This window comes from Brevibacterium yomogidense (assembly GCF_900163715.1).
GTDB classification, from domain to species: domain Bacteria; phylum Actinomycetota; class Actinomycetes; order Actinomycetales; family Brevibacteriaceae; genus Brevibacterium; species Brevibacterium yomogidense_A.
Window position 1 is genome coordinate 259,709 of record NZ_FWFF01000020.1, and the last position, 16,146, is coordinate 275,854.

General features: G+C 68.0%; 14 protein-coding genes. 8 read left to right on the top strand and 6 right to left on the bottom strand.

Translation table 11 applies throughout. The annotated features are described in order from the left end of the window. Window positions 1-349: 349 nt before the first annotated feature. Entirely contained in the window at window positions 350-937 is a 588-nt protein-coding gene (locus FM105_RS13690) for a ParA family protein (protein WP_179207196.1), read from the bottom strand. A 244-nt stretch (window positions 938-1,181) separates the two neighbouring features. Between FM105_RS13690 and FM105_RS13695 the strand changes: the two genes are divergently transcribed. Both FM105_RS13695 and FM105_RS13700 read left to right on the top strand, forming a co-directional pair. Next, window positions 1,182-1,592 (top strand): hypothetical protein, encoded by a 411-nt coding sequence (locus FM105_RS13695; RefSeq protein WP_087009146.1) that lies wholly within the window; start codon window positions 1,182-1,184, stop codon window positions 1,590-1,592. Window positions 1,593-2,035: 443 nt separating this feature from the next. After that, window positions 2,036-3,178: a CHAT domain-containing protein gene (locus tag FM105_RS13700; protein ID WP_179207197.1), complete on the top strand. Its 1,143-nt coding sequence runs from the start codon at window positions 2,036-2,038 to the stop codon at window positions 3,176-3,178. 383 nt (window positions 3,179-3,561) lie between these two features. Here the strand turns inward: FM105_RS13700 and FM105_RS13705 are convergent, their stop codons facing one another. The 3 genes from FM105_RS13705 to FM105_RS13715 all read right to left on the bottom strand — a co-directional run bounded on the left by FM105_RS13705 (window position 3,562) and on the right by FM105_RS13715 (window position 6,933). After that, window positions 3,562-4,593: an AAA family ATPase gene (locus FM105_RS13705; protein WP_373404786.1), complete on the bottom strand. Its 1,032-nt coding sequence runs from the start codon at window positions 4,591-4,593 to the stop codon at window positions 3,562-3,564. Between the two features lie 425 nt (window positions 4,594-5,018). Beyond that, complete coding sequence (locus FM105_RS13710) at window positions 5,019-5,981, bottom strand: MBL fold metallo-hydrolase (protein WP_179207198.1); 963 nt, start codon at window positions 5,979-5,981, stop codon at window positions 5,019-5,021. 49 nt (window positions 5,982-6,030) lie between these two features. Next, window positions 6,031-6,933 (bottom strand): polysaccharide deacetylase family protein, encoded by a 903-nt coding sequence (locus FM105_RS13715; protein ID WP_087009152.1) that lies wholly within the window; start codon window positions 6,931-6,933, stop codon window positions 6,031-6,033. A gap of 172 nt (window positions 6,934-7,105) precedes the next feature. Between FM105_RS13715 and FM105_RS13720 the strand changes: the two genes are divergently transcribed. Next, entirely contained in the window at window positions 7,106-7,597 is a 492-nt protein-coding gene (locus FM105_RS13720; RefSeq protein WP_087009154.1) for a MarR family winged helix-turn-helix transcriptional regulator, read from the top strand. Window positions 7,598-7,726: 129 nt separating this feature from the next. Here the strand turns inward: FM105_RS13720 and FM105_RS13725 are convergent, their stop codons facing one another. Continuing rightward, entirely contained in the window at window positions 7,727-8,572 is an 846-nt protein-coding gene (locus tag FM105_RS13725; RefSeq protein WP_087009156.1) for an enoyl-CoA hydratase-related protein, read from the bottom strand. Between the two features lie 159 nt (window positions 8,573-8,731). On the opposite strand from FM105_RS13725, the gene FM105_RS13730 reads away from it, so the two are divergent. Next, complete coding sequence (locus FM105_RS13730) at window positions 8,732-9,337, top strand: TM2 domain-containing protein (RefSeq protein WP_087009158.1); 606 nt, start codon at window positions 8,732-8,734, stop codon at window positions 9,335-9,337. Between the two features lie 63 nt (window positions 9,338-9,400). On the opposite strand, the gene FM105_RS13735 is transcribed toward FM105_RS13730, so the two are convergent. Beyond that, complete coding sequence (locus tag FM105_RS13735; RefSeq protein ID WP_087009160.1) at window positions 9,401-10,162, bottom strand: sulfite exporter TauE/SafE family protein; 762 nt, start codon at window positions 10,160-10,162, stop codon at window positions 9,401-9,403. Between the two features lie 116 nt (window positions 10,163-10,278). Between FM105_RS13735 and FM105_RS13740 the strand changes: the two genes are divergently transcribed. The 4 genes from FM105_RS13740 (at window position 10,279) to FM105_RS13755 (ending at window position 16,146) form a co-directional block, all read left to right on the top strand. Further along, complete coding sequence (locus tag FM105_RS13740; RefSeq protein ID WP_087009253.1) at window positions 10,279-10,857, top strand: dienelactone hydrolase family protein; 579 nt, start codon at window positions 10,279-10,281, stop codon at window positions 10,855-10,857. 297 nt (window positions 10,858-11,154) lie between these two features. Further along, complete coding sequence (locus FM105_RS13745) at window positions 11,155-12,189, top strand: 3-oxoacyl-ACP synthase III (RefSeq protein WP_087009255.1); 1,035 nt, start codon at window positions 11,155-11,157, stop codon at window positions 12,187-12,189. 7 nt (window positions 12,190-12,196) lie between these two features. Continuing rightward, window positions 12,197-15,124 carry an alpha/beta fold hydrolase gene (locus FM105_RS13750; protein WP_087009162.1) on the top strand — a complete coding sequence of 976 codons (2,928 nt, stop codon included), beginning with the start codon at window positions 12,197-12,199 and terminating at the stop codon, window positions 15,122-15,124. Window positions 15,125-15,132: 8 nt separating this feature from the next. Continuing rightward, window positions 15,133-16,146 (top strand): NAD-dependent epimerase/dehydratase family protein, encoded by a 1,014-nt coding sequence (locus FM105_RS13755; protein WP_087009257.1) that lies wholly within the window; start codon window positions 15,133-15,135, stop codon window positions 16,144-16,146.

Sequence of the window (16,146 nt, forward strand, 5' to 3'; positions counted from 1 at the left end):
CTGCGGCTTCGCCAGTATCGCCACTGACCCTGCCACAGCCGCATTCTGGGCTCAATCCCGCCACAGCCGCTTTGCCGTCACGACGGCATGGCGGCTTACGCCCGCTGGCTGTCGTGTTCCGCAACCATCTGCTCCACTGCCGCGACCACCAGCTCCTGAATCGAACGCTCGTCCACGACCGCCTTAATCTTGAGCCTCCTGTGCAGCTCGTTAGGGAGTCGCACCGAAAGTTTTGTCACTCCTTCCGTAACGGGAGCCTCCTTCACGAAAGTCGGACGCGGTTTCGCGTCCTCCTACTGCTCCTTGCGGCGCTTCAGGGTGGCGTTCAACGATGGTGACTTCTTGGCGGTCATGCCAGTACCTCCTTGCTCTCAGTAAGAACGCGGTCGTAGTTGAGCAGGTCAGCCGCTATTGGGCCATTCGCGGACCGAGCCAGAACAGAGCGACGGTGAATGAGCGCAGCGAAGAGCGGCACGTCCTCCGCCGTGCGAAGCGCGGTCAACGTCTCCCACGAGAGATCCTCACCCTTGGCGAAACGGGTGAGCAGCACAACCGCAGGCGCACCGTGCGCCACCCCATCGAGAGTGGCCCACGTACGACTCACGTCCATAGCACTAGGAGTGACAGGCGCGATCACAAGGTCGGCCGCATCCACGGCGGCACGGATCGTGTCAGCCCCGCCAGGAGGGGTGTCTATGACTACGTGACCATCGCTGGGTGTCAGATTGCCCAGCGTCCGCAGATTCGCCGACTGGACCGAGAACGGCAACGGGGCGCCCAGTGCATCTGCCAAGTCTGCCCATTCGCTGGCGCTTCCCTGCGGGTCCGCGTCGAGCACTGTCACTGTCTCACCGGTTCGAGCGAGAGCAGTAGCCAGATAAATCGCGGTGGTCGTCTTCCCCACACCGCCCTTCACGTTTGCAATCGCAAGTTTCATGCCTTGAGTATGCCGCCGCGCTGCCACCGCGGCATGACGCCATGCCGCCATGCCGCGGCACCGTGGTGCCGCTTCGCCGTCTTGCCTCTTGCCCGCTTTGCCGCACCGCCTTGTCTGCGGCATGCCGTGGCGCCGCCACACTCGCAGCACGTTCACGCCGACCGGTTTCAGGCCGCAGCGGACGGCCAATACTGATCCGCTGAAGCTGCTCGGCCCACTCATACCGATATGCGAAGATGCGAGAATGAAGAAAACTGGTCATGCGCCTCTAAAGTGGGGCGCTTTCGGGGTAGTCGGGGGATATGCTCTTGCGTTCCTCGGAGGCAGCGTTCTGCTGGGAGCATTGACGACGGTCGGCGCGCTGATCTCGATAGCGGGTCTCGTCGCGTGGATCGTTGGACTGATCCAGCGAATCGCGTACAACCGGTCCGCGGAGGAGGCCCTTCCTTTCACCGTTGGGGAGAAAATTTCCCTCATCGGTGGAGCGGTAGCCCTGCTGGGCATCCTGATCGTGAACGGCAGCGAGGGCACTGATGCAGCAGTTGCTGGTCAGATCATTGGGATCGCTGGACTCGTAGCCCTACTAGGTGGCTTTGTTTGGCACCTCATGACCGAGCGAAGAGGCCAGAATAAGGGCGCGTCGCAGATCATATGAGGGCCAGCTTGTCGTGCTGGCGGACGAAGTCCAGCCGATGCTTGTTCACCGAGGCAATCGGCCGGCAAGGGCGCTCTCAATGCACGCGACCCACCAGCGCTCAATAAACGTCTGCTGCCCGAGTGACCAGCGGGAGAGGCATGGCGAGAAGTCTTCCGGTAACCGGGGAAAGTCTCTTCAATTAGGTGGAGCCGAAGCTTGAGGGTGCCCGCTGCTCGACAGCTCCCGCGGTCTCCGCCAACTCGTCATTGAAGTAGATGCACAACATGTCATCTTCTTCTGCAATAGAGCTGCCGATCGGCCCAGATGCGTCCCGCGGTCGAGTGAGCCACAATCGGTCGATTCTGACTCCGGGTGGTCCCAGTGCGTCAGGATGGTTCGCCGAGCCCGCCAGGGCTGTCAGTGCTTCCTGCCATTGTGTCAGTAACGAGAGGGAGGAACCCATGGCACGCAGTGACCAACTTAGACGAGAGATCGCCAGTCTGGAAGCAAAGGTGGCGGGATACCAGAAGGAACAGACAAGGGCACAGAAGACGGCAGACGGCGCGGTGGCAGCGACTCGCAAGAAACGGGACGAGGCCGGAAGCACCAAGAGCGACTCGACGCGCCGCATGGCGCGGTCCACCGCCGAGCGCAAGGCGAAGGAAGCCACGACCGCGAGCAACAAGGTTGCCGAGCTGGGGCGCAAGATCGCGGAGGCGAACAAGTCGGTGGGCACCAAGCGGACTTCGCTTCGAAGCGCCGAGGAGAGCGAACAGCGCGCCCAGGACCGCGAGGTCCAGCGTCGGCGGCAGAAGGAGCGAAGTCAGCAGCGCACACGAGACCAGCAGGACCAGCGTCGCCGTCAGAAGGAGAAGAGCCACGCTCGGGAAGTAGCCAGGCTGAGCCGACCTCCCACGCAGGTTCGCTACGTCGAGGTGCAGCCACCCACACCCGAACCGCTGCGAATCCTGTACCTGACCGCTAACCCACACGCCGTTGAAACGACCATGCAGCACCCGGACGGTTCCGTCGAGACGAACGGCGTCTGGCTGCGCGTGGGCCAGGAGGTACGCCAGGTTAAACAGTCGCTTCGGGCCGCGAACTTCCGTGATCAGGTGACCGTCGAGCATCTCCCTGCGGCCACAGGCGAGGACCTGATCGACGGCCTGAACAACCACCGGCCACACGTGGTTCACTTCTCCGGCCACGCCTCTTCATGGGGCGTCCTGCTGGAGGACGACGAAGGTTCACTGGAAGGGGCGGGAGTGGATTTCGGCCTGCTGGGCCGGATCCTCGGCGCTACGGATGACCCGCCCCGGCTCGTCGTCCTCAACGCCTGCGAGAGCCTGGAGGGTGCTGAGGACCTTCTCCATACGGTGCCGACCGTCATCGGCATGTCGGAGTCGATCACGGACCTGGCCGCCGTGAACTTCGGGGCCAAGTTCTACGCAGCCATCGCCTCAGCGCAGTCCGTCGCCTCGGCGGTCGAGCAAGCGAGGGTGGCAATGCAGATGGCGACGCCGGAGGACTCCGACCTGCCCGAGATTCGCACACGGGACGGCGTGGATGCAGCATCGCTTGTACTGGTAACGCCACCGGCCTGAGGCCGTCGACGGGGAGAGTCGTTCGTGTGTCTGTCGATCCCCGCGGAGGAGGATACCCGGCGGCTGGGGCACGGTGCCGTCGTGCGGGAGCATCCCGATCGAGGGATCGGCTTACGGAACGTGTCAGTGCAGCCCCGCCCGCATCGTTCGGGAGCGGAGACCGCCACGGAGCATCGACAGAACACCGCCATCTACCGGCGAAAGTCACAGCCAATCTTCACGCCACCGACGGATGAACCCCGAACACGGCCGGAGAAATGACCACGCGCGAGCTCGAGAAGAGAGTTGTGGCGTGCCGCATGGCAGTCCACCGGATCAGGTGCGCAGGTGGTCGCGGAGGCTGGGAATGGCGAAATCGATCAGACTGTGGCCTGCTGATTCGATCAAACCTGCGTCGATGAGGCGAGCGCGGTAGTTGCCGATGGTATTGCGGGCATCGCCCAGGCGCCGGCCAATGTCGGCGGTTCTTGAGGGTCCGTCGTCTTCGGCCATAGCGCGGAGGAATTCCAGGTCTTTGGGGGGGGAGAGACTGCAGCCAAGGCCGCACCGATAACCATGCGGGTATTACGGCGGCGGGCGGCAGATATGGCTAGGTGCACCTGCTCACCCTCCAGGGGCCCGGGCACGGTCTCGGCGACCTGCCACAGATGGTAGCCGACAAGCTGGATCAGAAAGGGATAGCCACCGGTAGCCTCGGCCGCGGTGCGTAACAGGCCTGAAGCAACCGGGGTCGACAGGGCCGCGAAGACCTCCGCGTAGGACGCTTCGACCTCGTCGACTGCCGCAGCGTGGAGATCAATACGGTCGGCCCGACGCAAGAAGGTGGCTACACTCTCGTCGAGCAGATCCGAGACAGCGGCTGGTAGACCGGCGAACACCAGAGCCACCGGCAGCTCAGCGCGGATGAAATGTTGGACTGCGGCCGCCAGCTGGGCCAGCTCGTCCCGGTCGACACCGTGGATCTCATCCAGGGTGATAGCCAACCCGGTCCTCTGAGCATCCAGCAGCCGCAGCAATTCTTCGCCTAGCTGGCGCCAGCTAGTCTGCTGATCCGGGGGCAGTTCGGTATCTACCGAGAACCCGGCGACCCCAAGGCCGGTGATCCGCCGTGTGGGTGGCCCGGAGCCGAGCTGATCGACTAGCGGATACATGGCCTGACCAATTCGGCCGAGGAACCCGCGAGTGGCGGTCTCGGAGATCACCGCCCACCCGGCACGGCGTGCTTCGTCCTCGGCTTCACCGAGCATGACAGTCGTGCCCACTCCTCGTGCGCCGGTAAAGATCGTCAATAGGCCAGGGGCGCCGGCGCGAATCTGAAGCCCATATGAGAACTCATCCAACAACCCTGCTCGGCCCACCAATAGTGGTGACTCGGCGCCGGCGGTCGGCCGGAACGGGTTCAGCGGTGTAGGCATCTCACCCTTTCAGTGAACACATGTGTACCTTGTGTACAAAGGTGTTCACCGAACATCGCCTTCTCGGGATGGAGCGCACGGAGTGCACCATAAACGTTCACTTCTGAGCCGGTCAGGAACGTCTATGTCGCAACGCCACGGCTGCGTAGGTACATGAAGAACACCTGATCGATGACGTGCGAGCGTCGCATGACGCGTGCGAATTGAGGCTGGACATGGACCCGTCCGTGGTCTGCGGGTATGCGAGCCGGGACGGCGATTCTGCTTTCGAACGGGAACGCCGACGGGACTACGCCCTCAGGAACGCCGGATTCCGGATCTTCCAGCTGACGTGGAAAGACCTGTTCTCACCCAGGCCGCTCCTGGCAATCAAACGGTTCGTCACGAGTCAGCACTCGTCGGCATGGTCCCCCATTGACGGGCCCTCACACGATCGTGTGTGCGCCGCCCGCGTCCACCGCAAGGATTCCGCGCTCCACCAGGTCGTCCAGGTGCTTCCCACACGTACTGACCTCGACCTGATCTGCGAACGCCGGCCGTCTGCCCGGGCGGTAGACGACGCCCCGACCCACCATCTCCTCCGCCGTCGTCGCTCCGGCGCGCACGAGGTCCAGGACCTTCCGCTCGCGCTCATCGAGCACATCCGCGTACACGCGCAGCGCCGCGAGGTACTCATCGCGGGCCCAGTACGGCCCCTTGTGGTGGGCCGCGGCATAGACGGATGCCTCGATCTGGGCGCAGCGATCGAGCGTCGCCCGGAAGTCCGCGATGCGCGACTCCGCGTCGCTGTAGAGCGGCCCGAACGAGGAGAGGTCGACGTCCCCCAGGAACACCACGCCATCCGGCTCGATGAAGAACCCCGAGTGCCCTGGGGTGTGACCGGGAAGATGGAGCGCGGTGATCCGCACACCGCCGCCGAGGTCGAATACGTGTCCGTCCACGAACGCCTGGGCGCTCGGGACGGGTGACCAGCGGAACTCCTCGCGCATTCTGTCCATCTGGGACGCCGGAACCGCCATCGCCTGTGCGAACTCCGTCTCGGAGCGCACGGCCTCCGCATCGCGCTCGTGGACCCACACCTCACCCGCGCATCGGCCCGCAGCGACCGTGTGGTCCTCGTGGTAGTGGCTGATGAGCAGGAGGTCGACGTCGACCGGCGCCGCATGGAGGCAGGCGTCGAGCATCGCCGTGCGCTCCGCTCCCTGCACGACGAGCGGGTTCCCGTAGGGATACTTCCCGCCGTTCTCCGGTCTCAGCTGCACGGTGTGCGGCCCCAGCCGCACGACCTCAGTCCCGGCCTCAGTCGCCACCGCGGCCTCGGCCCCGGCGGCAGCTCCGGCCTCGGCCCCGGCGGCAGCCCCACTCCCAGCCCCAGTCCCTGTCACCACGTCGCCTCCGCTCTCCTTCCATCCGTCTTCCACGCGTCTCCCCGTGCCCTCAGTACATCGGCGGACGCGCTGCACCCTCGAAGGGGTAGCGCTTCCTGAAGTCGTCGGCGATCTCGCCCATGGTCACCCACTCGACGCCCTCATGACCGCCGATGTACTCGATGAGCCGCTCGAGCATCAGCAGCACCTGGGGACGGCCCGCCACATCCGGGTGGATCGTGATCGGGAAGACGCCGTAGTCCAGCTCGCGGTAGACCCAGTCGAACTGGTCCTTCCACAGCTGCTCGATGTCGCGGGGGTTCACGAAGCCGTGGGAGTTCGCGCTGGCCTTGATGAACATCATCGGCGGCAGATCGTCGACGTACCAGTTCGCCGCGATCTCCACCATGTCGATCGACTCGCCGAATTCCAGCGGCTTCATCCACTCCGCCGCGTCCTTGGAGTAGTCGATGTTGGTCCACGTCTCGCCGAGGCGCACGTAGTACGGGATGAAATCAGCATGGGACTGGGAGTGGTCGTAGTCGAAGCCGAACTCCTGCAGCAGGCCCGCCGTGCGCGGCGACATCTCCCACCACGGTGCGACGTACCCGCGCGGGGCGGCACCGGTGGCCTTCTCGAGCACCTCGACGGAGCGTTCCAGGACGTCCCGCTCCTGCTGCGCCGTCATGTCCTTGGGGTTCTCGTGCGAGTAGCCGTGCGCGCCTACCTCGTGGCCCGCGTCGACGATCATCTTCAGCTGGTCGGGGAACGTCTCCGCCGAATGTCCCGGCGTGAACCAGGTCGCCCTGATGTCCTCGCGCCGGAACATCTTCAGAAGCCGCGGAACGCCCAGCTCTCCGGCGTAGATCCCGCGCTGGATGTCGTTGATCGAATCCTCACCGCCATACGAGCCCAGCCATCCGCCGACGGCGTCGATGTCCACTCCGAATGATGCGTAGATCTTCTTCGCCACGATTCCGCTCCTCACAGTCACAGACTCACCGCCCTGCACGGGGGCGCTTCCCGCGCCGTCCCCGGCGCACCTCCCACGCTACGTGCCGTGCGGCCACTCGGACACCGACTTCTCAGCAGGTGAGCCACGACACCCGGCAGTTTCCACATCAAGCAATTGATACTGTGAGGCTATGGCGAATCGCGATGAGACCCGCTGGCTGGAGCCGGACGAATCCTCGACGTGGCTGTCGGTGTGGACGATGACCGTGTGGCTGCCGTCCCGCTTGGACGCCCAGCTGCGCCGCGACGCCGGCATGAGCCTCGTCGAGTACCACTCGCTGTCCCAGATCTCCATGGCCCCAGACCGCACTCTCCGCATGAGCGAGCTGGCAGCGGTCACGAACATGACGCTCTCGCACCTGTCGCGGGTCGTATCCCGCATGGAGAAGGCGGGGCTCGTCCGCCGCACCCCCGACCCCGTGGACGGCCGCTACACCCTCGCCGTCCTCACCGACGCCGGGTACGACCGCGTCGTCGCGGCCGCACCCGGTCACGTCGAGGCGGTCCGGAACTACGTCTTCGACGGGCTGGACGAGGAGCAGAAGCGGGCGCTGGGCGACTCGGTCGCCTCCATCGTCGAGGCGCTGGTCCCCTCCCGCATCGGACGCGCCGACCGCATCTGAGCCCTCGCGCGCCCCTGCCGAGGCCCCACCGGGTCCCCAGCTCTGGTCACCGCCACTGTGGCCCCGGTTCACGTCACGCCCGCCGAGGCCCCAGCTCAGGTCACCGCCGCCCGGTCACCGCCGCCCCGGTCACCCCTGCTTGGCGGCCTTCCGCGCTGCGAGGACCTCCATGCGCTTCTGCACGGCGAGCTTCTGCTCGTCAGTGCCGCGCAGCTCGCTCAGCGCCTGCTGCTCCGCCGCGAGCCCCTCCTCGAGGCTCGCGGTGTCCGCCATGTCGATCAGCTTCTTCGACCACACGAGCGCGGAGCGGGACTTGTCCGCGATCTCCACGGCGAACTCGTGCGCACGCCCCAGGGAATCCTCCGCGAGCTCATCGACGATGCCCCACTCGAGTGCCCGCTCACCGGTGATCGTCTCCGCCGTGAAGATCAGCTGCTTGGCACGCGACGGCCCGATGAGCCGGGGCAGCAGCTGCGTGCCCATCATGTCCGGGATGATGCCCCACGCGATCTCCATCGCGGACAGGGAGGCATCCGGTGTGCTGATGCGGATGTCTGCTCCCAGTGCGAACTGGAAGCCGCCGCCCAGCGCGGGCCCGTGGATCGCAGCGATGACGGGCACCGGCACCAGCGACCACACCTCGACCGCCTGCTGGGCGAGCGCCGCAGACGCCCCCGGCATATCGATCGGCGTCCCGGCCATGGTCCCCTCGAGGATCCTCTTGAACTGCCCCATGTCCAGCCCGGCGCAGAAGGCGCGTCCCTCGCCCCGCATGACGATGGCGCTCACACCCTCGTCCGCCATGAGGCCGCGACCGGCGTCCAGCAGGTCGTAGAACATGTCCGGCGTGATCGAGTTGAGCGAGTCCGGCCGGTCGAGCACGACGTGCGCGACGGGACCGTACCGCTCCACCCGCACGGTCCCGAGCGGCATCGCGGCGGAGGAGTCCGGCGCGGGGACGACAGTGTCTGACATGGTGTCTCCTTCAGGTCGAGTCGCAGATCACACTACCCGGCCCCACGGCCTCGGCGGCGTGCGTGTTGCGGCCCTGCAACAGCGCACCCTCCTGTTCCGGCGTCCCCGTGTGGTTCGATAGGTGCACAGCCCCACTCGCACACACCCCAGGGAGTCCCCATGAGCCAGCAGCAGCAGTTCGGCTCCGGTCCGTACGCGGCAGGTCGCGGCACCGGCCCGCAGGGCACGATCCACTACGGGGCACAGGCGAGGGGACCCCAGCAGCACCAGCCCCAGCCTCAGCACCCCCAGGCCCAGCACCAGGCACTCGCCTCCATCCCGCAGACCAGCTACGGACACTCGGCGTATGCCCAGCACGGGACGGGCGGCGCCCCGAGCGGGTACACCCCGTACGCCACGCCGCTGAAGTCATTCGTCACCACGTGGCTGCTCTCCCTCTTCCTGGGCGGGTGGGGAATCGACCGCTTCTACCTGGGGCAGCCCGGCCTGGGCGTCGTCAAGCTCCTCACCGGCGGCGGGTTCGGCATCTGGGCCCTCATCGACCTCATCATGATCCTGGCCGGGGCCATGCGGGATTCGCTGGGACGGCCGCTCGCCGGCTACGAGCAGAACAGGACGATGGCGATCTGGGTGACCGTCTGCATCATCATCGCGCAGATCGTACTCGTCATCGTCGTCTACATCGTGCTGTTCGCGGCGATCGCGGCGGTGTTCGCAGCGCTCCTCGCCATGCTCGGCGCGGTGGAGTCCGCGACCGTCAGCTGAGCACCCCGGATCGACCGCCCGGTCGTCCACCGCACAACTGACCGGCTCACATCACCGACCTGCTCATCCCACGAGGGCGAGCACTCCACGCACCAGCGCACTGAGCGCCCCCGCTCCCGCGAGTGCGATCGCCACCCGCCGAGCACTGCCCGCGCTCACCCTCCGCGCCAGCAGCCCGCCCAACCGGATGCCCGCGATGACCGCCAGGACGATCGCACCGAACAGCCCCGCATGCGGCAGCTGCTCCACCGTCGTCGCCCCCGTGAACAGCTTCATGAGGACGGACGTGAGGCCGAACATCATGAAGGTCGGCTGCATCGTCGCCGCGAAGTCCCGCTGCGGCCAGCGTGTGAACTGGGAGTACATCACCATCGCGGGAGCGGCCACGCCCGAGGCCGTGTTCAGAAACCCTCCCGCCGCACCCGCCGCTGCGGTGAGGACGGGCAGGCGCCTGCCCGTCACGTGCGGCACCCGCGGCACGGAGAAGGTCAGGACGAGCGCGACGAGGACGACGCCGCCGATCATGACGTCGAGCCACCCCGCAGACAGCTCGCGCACCAGCAGCGCCCCGGGCAGCGCACCCACGATCCCCACGCCGGCGAACACGCCCCAGCGCCGCCAGTCGACGTCCTTCAGCACTGCGAACATGATGAGGAATCCGGACACGACCGTCGTCGAGTTCGCGACGAACACCCCCACGTGCGGCCCCATGGCCAGCGCGAGGCAGGGCGCGACGACCAGCCCGACGCCGGTGCCGGACAGACGCTGCAGCGTCGCGCCGACCAGGACGGCGAGGAAAGCGATCACCACGATGCCGATATCCACGCGACCGAGCCTAGACCTCGGCGGATGACGATGCCGCGGACCTCGACCCATCGGACCTCGGCTCGGTGCGCATCATCTCAGTGGACCTCCGCCGCTACCTGTGGTCGGATGGTGGCATGAGCCACATCCTCTTCTTCCACTCCGCAGTCGGCCTGGACGACGGCGTCCACGCGATGGCCCAGACGCTGCGCGACGCCGGCCACACCGTCACGACCCCCGACTACTACGACGGACGCACCTTCGATTCGGCGGAGCAGGGCATCGCCTACCGCGATGAGGTCGGCTTCCGCACGCTGGTCGACCGCGTGAATGAGGCTATCGAGGACATCGAGGGCCCCGTCGTCGCCGCGGGGATCTCCCTGGGCTCCGCGATGGCTCAGCGGCTGGGGAAGAAGGACCCCCGCGTGCGGGCAGCCCTCCTCCTGCATGCCGGCGGGGAGGCCAAACCGGTCGAGTGGCCCGCGGACTGCGCCCTGCAGATGCACTACTCGGTGAATGACCCGTGGATCGATGAGGGCATGCCGGAGCACCTGCTGCGCTCCGCGGCCCGCGCGGGGGCACGCACGGAGCACTACCTGTATCCGGGCGCCTCGCATCTGTTCGCGGATCCGACCAAGCCGGACTACGTGAAGGAATCGGCAGACCTCATGTGGGATCGGGTGCTGGGTCTGCTGACCGACCTCGACGAGAGCTGACGACGCGGGTGCTGACGCCCGGCCGCTGGTCCGGTCACACCTTCCTGTCGGGCCGGTCACACCTGATAGGCCGCTGAAACGTGAACGACTCCTCGGATACTAAGATGTATCCGGGCCACGACCGCGTTTCAGCCGACCGTGCATCAGCAGCACCCCTCTCCTCTGCCGGCCGGAGCACAGCCGTTGCCCCTCGGCCCCGGCGTCCTCGCTGGTCGCAGCACCGTCGCGATCAGCACCGGAAGCACACCCTCGGGCCGCGCAGCACAGACCCGACACGGAACGGACCTCTTGAACGGCATGAACCAGATGAACGGCAACACCACCTTCCGGCACCAGAACGTCGCGCTCCTGGGAATCGCAGAAGTCGAGGCACCCGTCGTGGTCACCTCCGACGAACTCGATGCGGAACTCGGCGATGTGCTCACGAAGCTGGGGCTGCCCACCGGACTGTTCCAGCGCGTCGCGGGTGTCGAATCACGCCGCCAGTGGGACACCCCGGACGGCTTCATCAAGGGAAGCGCCGAAGCGGGCCGCCTCGCGCTGGAGCAGGCGGGCGTCGAGCGCGAGCAGATCGGGCTCATGATCAACGGGTCCGTGTCCCGGGCCTCGTTGGAGCCCTCCGTCGCGGTATCGGTCCACAACGAGCTGGGTCTGGGCACCCACACGATGAACTTCGACATCACGAACGCGTGCCTGGGCTTCATGAACGGCATGACCATGGCGGCCACGCTCATCGACGCCGGCCAGATCGACTACGCGATGGTCGTCGCGGCGGAGGAGACCACCTGGCTGCGGGAGAACACCGTGCGCCACCTCCACCGCGAGGGGATCACGCGCGCCGAGTACCTCGAGGAGTTCGCGTCGCTGACTCTTGGCTCCGGAGCGGTCGGCGCCGTCCTGGGACGCGCAGACGCGCACCCGGAGGGCCACCGGATCAAGGGTGGAGTCACCCGCGCGGCCACCTGGAACCACGAACTGTGCGTGGGCGGCTGGGACGGCATGTACACCGACTCCAAGGCCCTCATGGACAACGGCGTCGGCCTCGTCATGGACGCCTGGACGGATGCCGCGCAGGACGGCTGGGACTGGACTGACATGACCAGCTACGTCACGCACCAGGTGTCCTCCAGCCACACGAACGCACTGGTCAAGGCACTCGACCTGCCGGTGGACCGCGTTCCCCTCAGCTTCCCCACGCTCGGCAACGTGGGCCCCGCAGCCCTGCCGATCACGCTCGCGCGGCAGGCGGAGACGCTGCAGAAGGGCGACAGCGTCCTCACCATCGGCGTGGGCAGCGGCCTCAACGCCGCCCTGACAGAGATCGAGTGGTGACCTCTCCATGAACCCGAGCGCCTCCGGCCCCTCCACCCGCAGCGGCCTCCCCGGCCTGCCCAATCCGCGCCCAGTCCCCCCGTCGTCTTCCCGATCGGGGATCCCGGCAGCAGAGGCACAGCTGCCGCACGAGGCTGTGGGCGCTCCTCTCGACGGGCTCGACCCTGCCTGGTCGCGGCTCGTCACCGTCGACACCCTCGACGGCCCGCGCACCCTCCACGTCCTGGACACCGGTCCCGCACTGCAGGCGGCAGGCGGCACCCCCGTCGGCACCATCGTCGCCGCGCACGGCAACCCCACCTGGTCCTACCTGTGGCGGCATCTGGCCGCAGAGGCGCTCGACCGCGGCTGGCGCGTCATCGCCCCGGACCACCTGGACATGGGTTTCTCCGAACGCCTCCCCCACGACCGCGCACCGCGCCCGGCGGACGCCGGCATCCGCCGGATCGCCGACCGCGTCGCAGACTTCGACGCCGTCGTCACGGCACTGCTGGCGGAGGGCTCCTCCCACCGGGTCGTGACGATCGGCCACGACTGGGGCGGAGTCATCTCGCTCACGTGGGCCGCTCGCAACCAGGACCGCGTCGCTGCGGCGATCACGCTCAACACCGCCGTGCACCAGGCGGCGGACAAGCCTCTGCCCGCGTCACTCACCGCTGTACTCGCGGGACCGGCGCTGCCCACCTCCACGGTCCACACGGACCTGTTCCTGCGGGCCCCCCTGGCCCTGGCGGGCGACTCGCTGACACCGGCAGCCCGGGCCGGATTCCGCGCCCCCTACCTCTCTGCCTCCCGTCGCGGCGGGATCGGCGGGTTCGTCGCGGACATCCCTCATCCGGACACGCACCCGTCGTACTCGGAACTCGTGCAGCTGGGCGAGGACATCGCCGGCCTCCGCAGGCCCGCCCTCATCCTGTGGGGTCCCAAGGACCCCGTGTTCATCGAGCGCTTCCTGCGCGACCTGCGGCAGCGCCTGCCGCAGGCTGACCTGCACCGGTTCGAGAAGTCCGGTCACATGCTCAGCGAGCAGGAGGACGTGCACGGCGTCGCCCTGGACTGGCTCGCCCAGCAGTTCCCCGACGGCACTGCTGGCGGCGACACCGTCGAGGCCCCCGCCGCCGAGCCCACCGCCTCGTCCGCAGGCACGGCACCGGCCGCTGCGGTCGGCTCCGCCGCAGCAGCCTCGGCCGCTTCGTCGACCTCCTCGTCCGCAGACGCAGACCAGTCTGCGGCCTCCGCGCAGCGCTTCATGTTCACCGCGCTCGAGGAGAATGCCACCTCCGACGCTCTGGCCAGCGTCGACATGTCTCAGAATCCGCCTGCGAAGCTCACCTGGCGCGAGGTGAACGATCGGGTCCGTGCGATCGCGGAAGGTCTCCACGACCTCGGCCTGCAGCCCGGTGATCGCGTCTCGATGCTCGTGCCTCCGGGCAACGACCTCACGATCGTGCTGTACGCGGTCCTGCGCGCCGGCGGCGTCGCCGTCGTCGCGGACGCCGGCCTGGGGCCGAAGGGCATGACACGCGCGGTGAAGTCAGCGGATCCGCAGTGGATCATCGGCGCCGTCCCCGGCCTCACCCTCTCGCGCGTCGCCGGCTGGCCCGGCCGCCGCATCAGCGTCGACGCGATGGGCGCTGTCCAGCGTCGTCTCCTGGATGTGGAGACGAGCATCGAGGAACTCGTTGCGGACGGCACCCCGGCCTCCGCCTCGGGCACGGTCGTCTCACCGGTCCGGGTCCCCCTGCCGGACCCGGACGCGGACGCTGCCATCCTCTTCACCTCCGGATCCACGGGTCCGGCCAAGGGCGTGCGGTACACGCACGCTCGGATGGCCGCGCTCATGGGCGTGCTGAGGGACTTCTTCCAGGTGCGTCCGGGGACCTCGCTGGTCGCCGGGTTCGCGCCTTTCGCCCTGCTGGGGCCGGGCATCTCGACCGTGTCGATCACTCCGGACATGGAGGTGACCAAGCCGCGCACGCTCACCGCGAACGCGCTGGCGAACGCCGTCATCGACGGGGAGGCGACGATGGTCTTCGCCTCGCCGGCGGCGTACCACAACATCGTCGCGACGGCGCATGAGCTCACGGCCGTCCAGCGCGAGTCGCTGTCCCGCATCACGCTCGCCCTGTCCGCCGGCGCACCCGTGCCGCTGGCCCTCATGGACGAGCTCGCGGGCCTGTTCCCGAACGCGGCGATCCGCTCCCCCTACGGCATGACCGAGGGACTGCTGCTCACGGACATCGAACGGGTCGAGGTCGCGGAGGCGCTGGCGAACAGCGACGGAGACCTCGGCGTGTGCGTCGGTCGTCCGGTGGACGGCGTGCGGGTGGCCCTGGCCCCCATCGACGCGTCGGGCACCCCCTCGGAGCAGCTGGTCGAAGGCCCGGAGGCCCGCGGGATCCTGGGCGAGTTCGTCGTCCATGCCGCGCATTCCAAGGCCGGCTACGACCGCCTGTGGAAGACGGACCGCGAAGCGGCCCGGGACACCGTCGACGGGCTCCTGTGGCACCGCACGAACGACATCGGCCACATCGACGCAGCAGGGCGGGTGTGGCTCGAGGGCCGCGTCCAGCACCTCATCACCCCTCCCGCAGGACCGCTGGGACCCGGCGGGCCCGAGGCCGTCGTCGACACGCTGCCCCACGTCTACCGCTCGGCGGCCGTGGGTGTGGGTCCGGCCGGCACGCAGGCGCTCGTCATCATCGTGGAGCCGTCCGCGGACGTCGCCGCGCAGGTGAAGGAGGGGCGCGCGTCGCTCGCACTGAACACGCTGGTCCGCGACATCGTCGCGGAGCGGACCGGGGCGGACGTCGCAGCGGTGCTCGTGACGAAGTCGTTCCCCACCGACATCCGCCACAACTCGAAGATCGACCGGACCCGCTTGGCCCGCTGGGCTGAACGCGTGCTGGCCGGAGGAAAGGCGGGCACGCCGTGACGAACGCGATGCATGTGCTGGTGACCGGGGCCTCGGGCCTGCTGGGGTCCTCGGTGGCCCGCGGGCTCGTCGAGCTCGGGCACACCGTGACGACGCTGCAGCGCAGGCCCTCCGGGGTCGACGGGGCGCGCGACGTCCAGGGATCCGTCACGGACGCCGATGCGGTGGACGATGCCCTGAGCGGCGGCGCGGAGCTGGGCTCTGTCGACGCGGTCGTCCATCTGGCGGCGAAGGTCTCGATGGCGGGCGATCCCGCTGAGTTCGACGCGATCAACATCGAGGGCACGCGGCTGCTGCTCGATGCGGCGAAGGAAGCGGGCGTGACCCGGTGGGTGCACATCTCGTCACCGTCGGTCGCGCATGCCGGATCAGCGCTCATGGGCGACGGGGCGAGCGAGGCCAGCCCGGCACGGGCGCGGGGCGACTACGCGCGGACCAAGGCGGCCGGCGAGCTGCTCGCGCTCGAGGCGGACTCGTCGGATTTCCGGGTGCTGGCGCTGCGCCCGCACCTCATGTTCGGTCCCGGCGACACCCAGCTGACGGAGCGGATCATCGATCGCGCACGTGCGGGGCGGATGCCGATCCTGGGCGACGGGGCCGCGCTCGTCGACATGCTGTACGTGGAGAACGCCGTCGATGCGATCCTCGCGGCGCTCCCGGCGCTGGAGCGCGTGCACGGCGAGGCGCTGGTCGTGACGAACGGGCAGCCGCGCATGATCGGTGAGCTGCTGAGCCGTCTGGCCGTGGCGGGCGGGGCACAGCCTCCCGTGCTGCGCGTGCCGACCGGAGTCGGGCTGTCTGCGGGCACCGCCGTCGAGGCGATCTGGACCCGCCTGCCCCAGTCCGCCAAGGACGCGGGAGACGGGGAGCCGCCGCTCACCCGCTTCCTCGCGGAGCAGCTGTCGACGGCTCACTGGTTCGACCAGCGCCGCACGCGTGAAGTGCTCCAGTGGACGCCGCGCGTGTCCATGGAGGAGGGCTTCGAGCGCCTCGCCGCGCACTACGGCGGCGTCACCATCTGA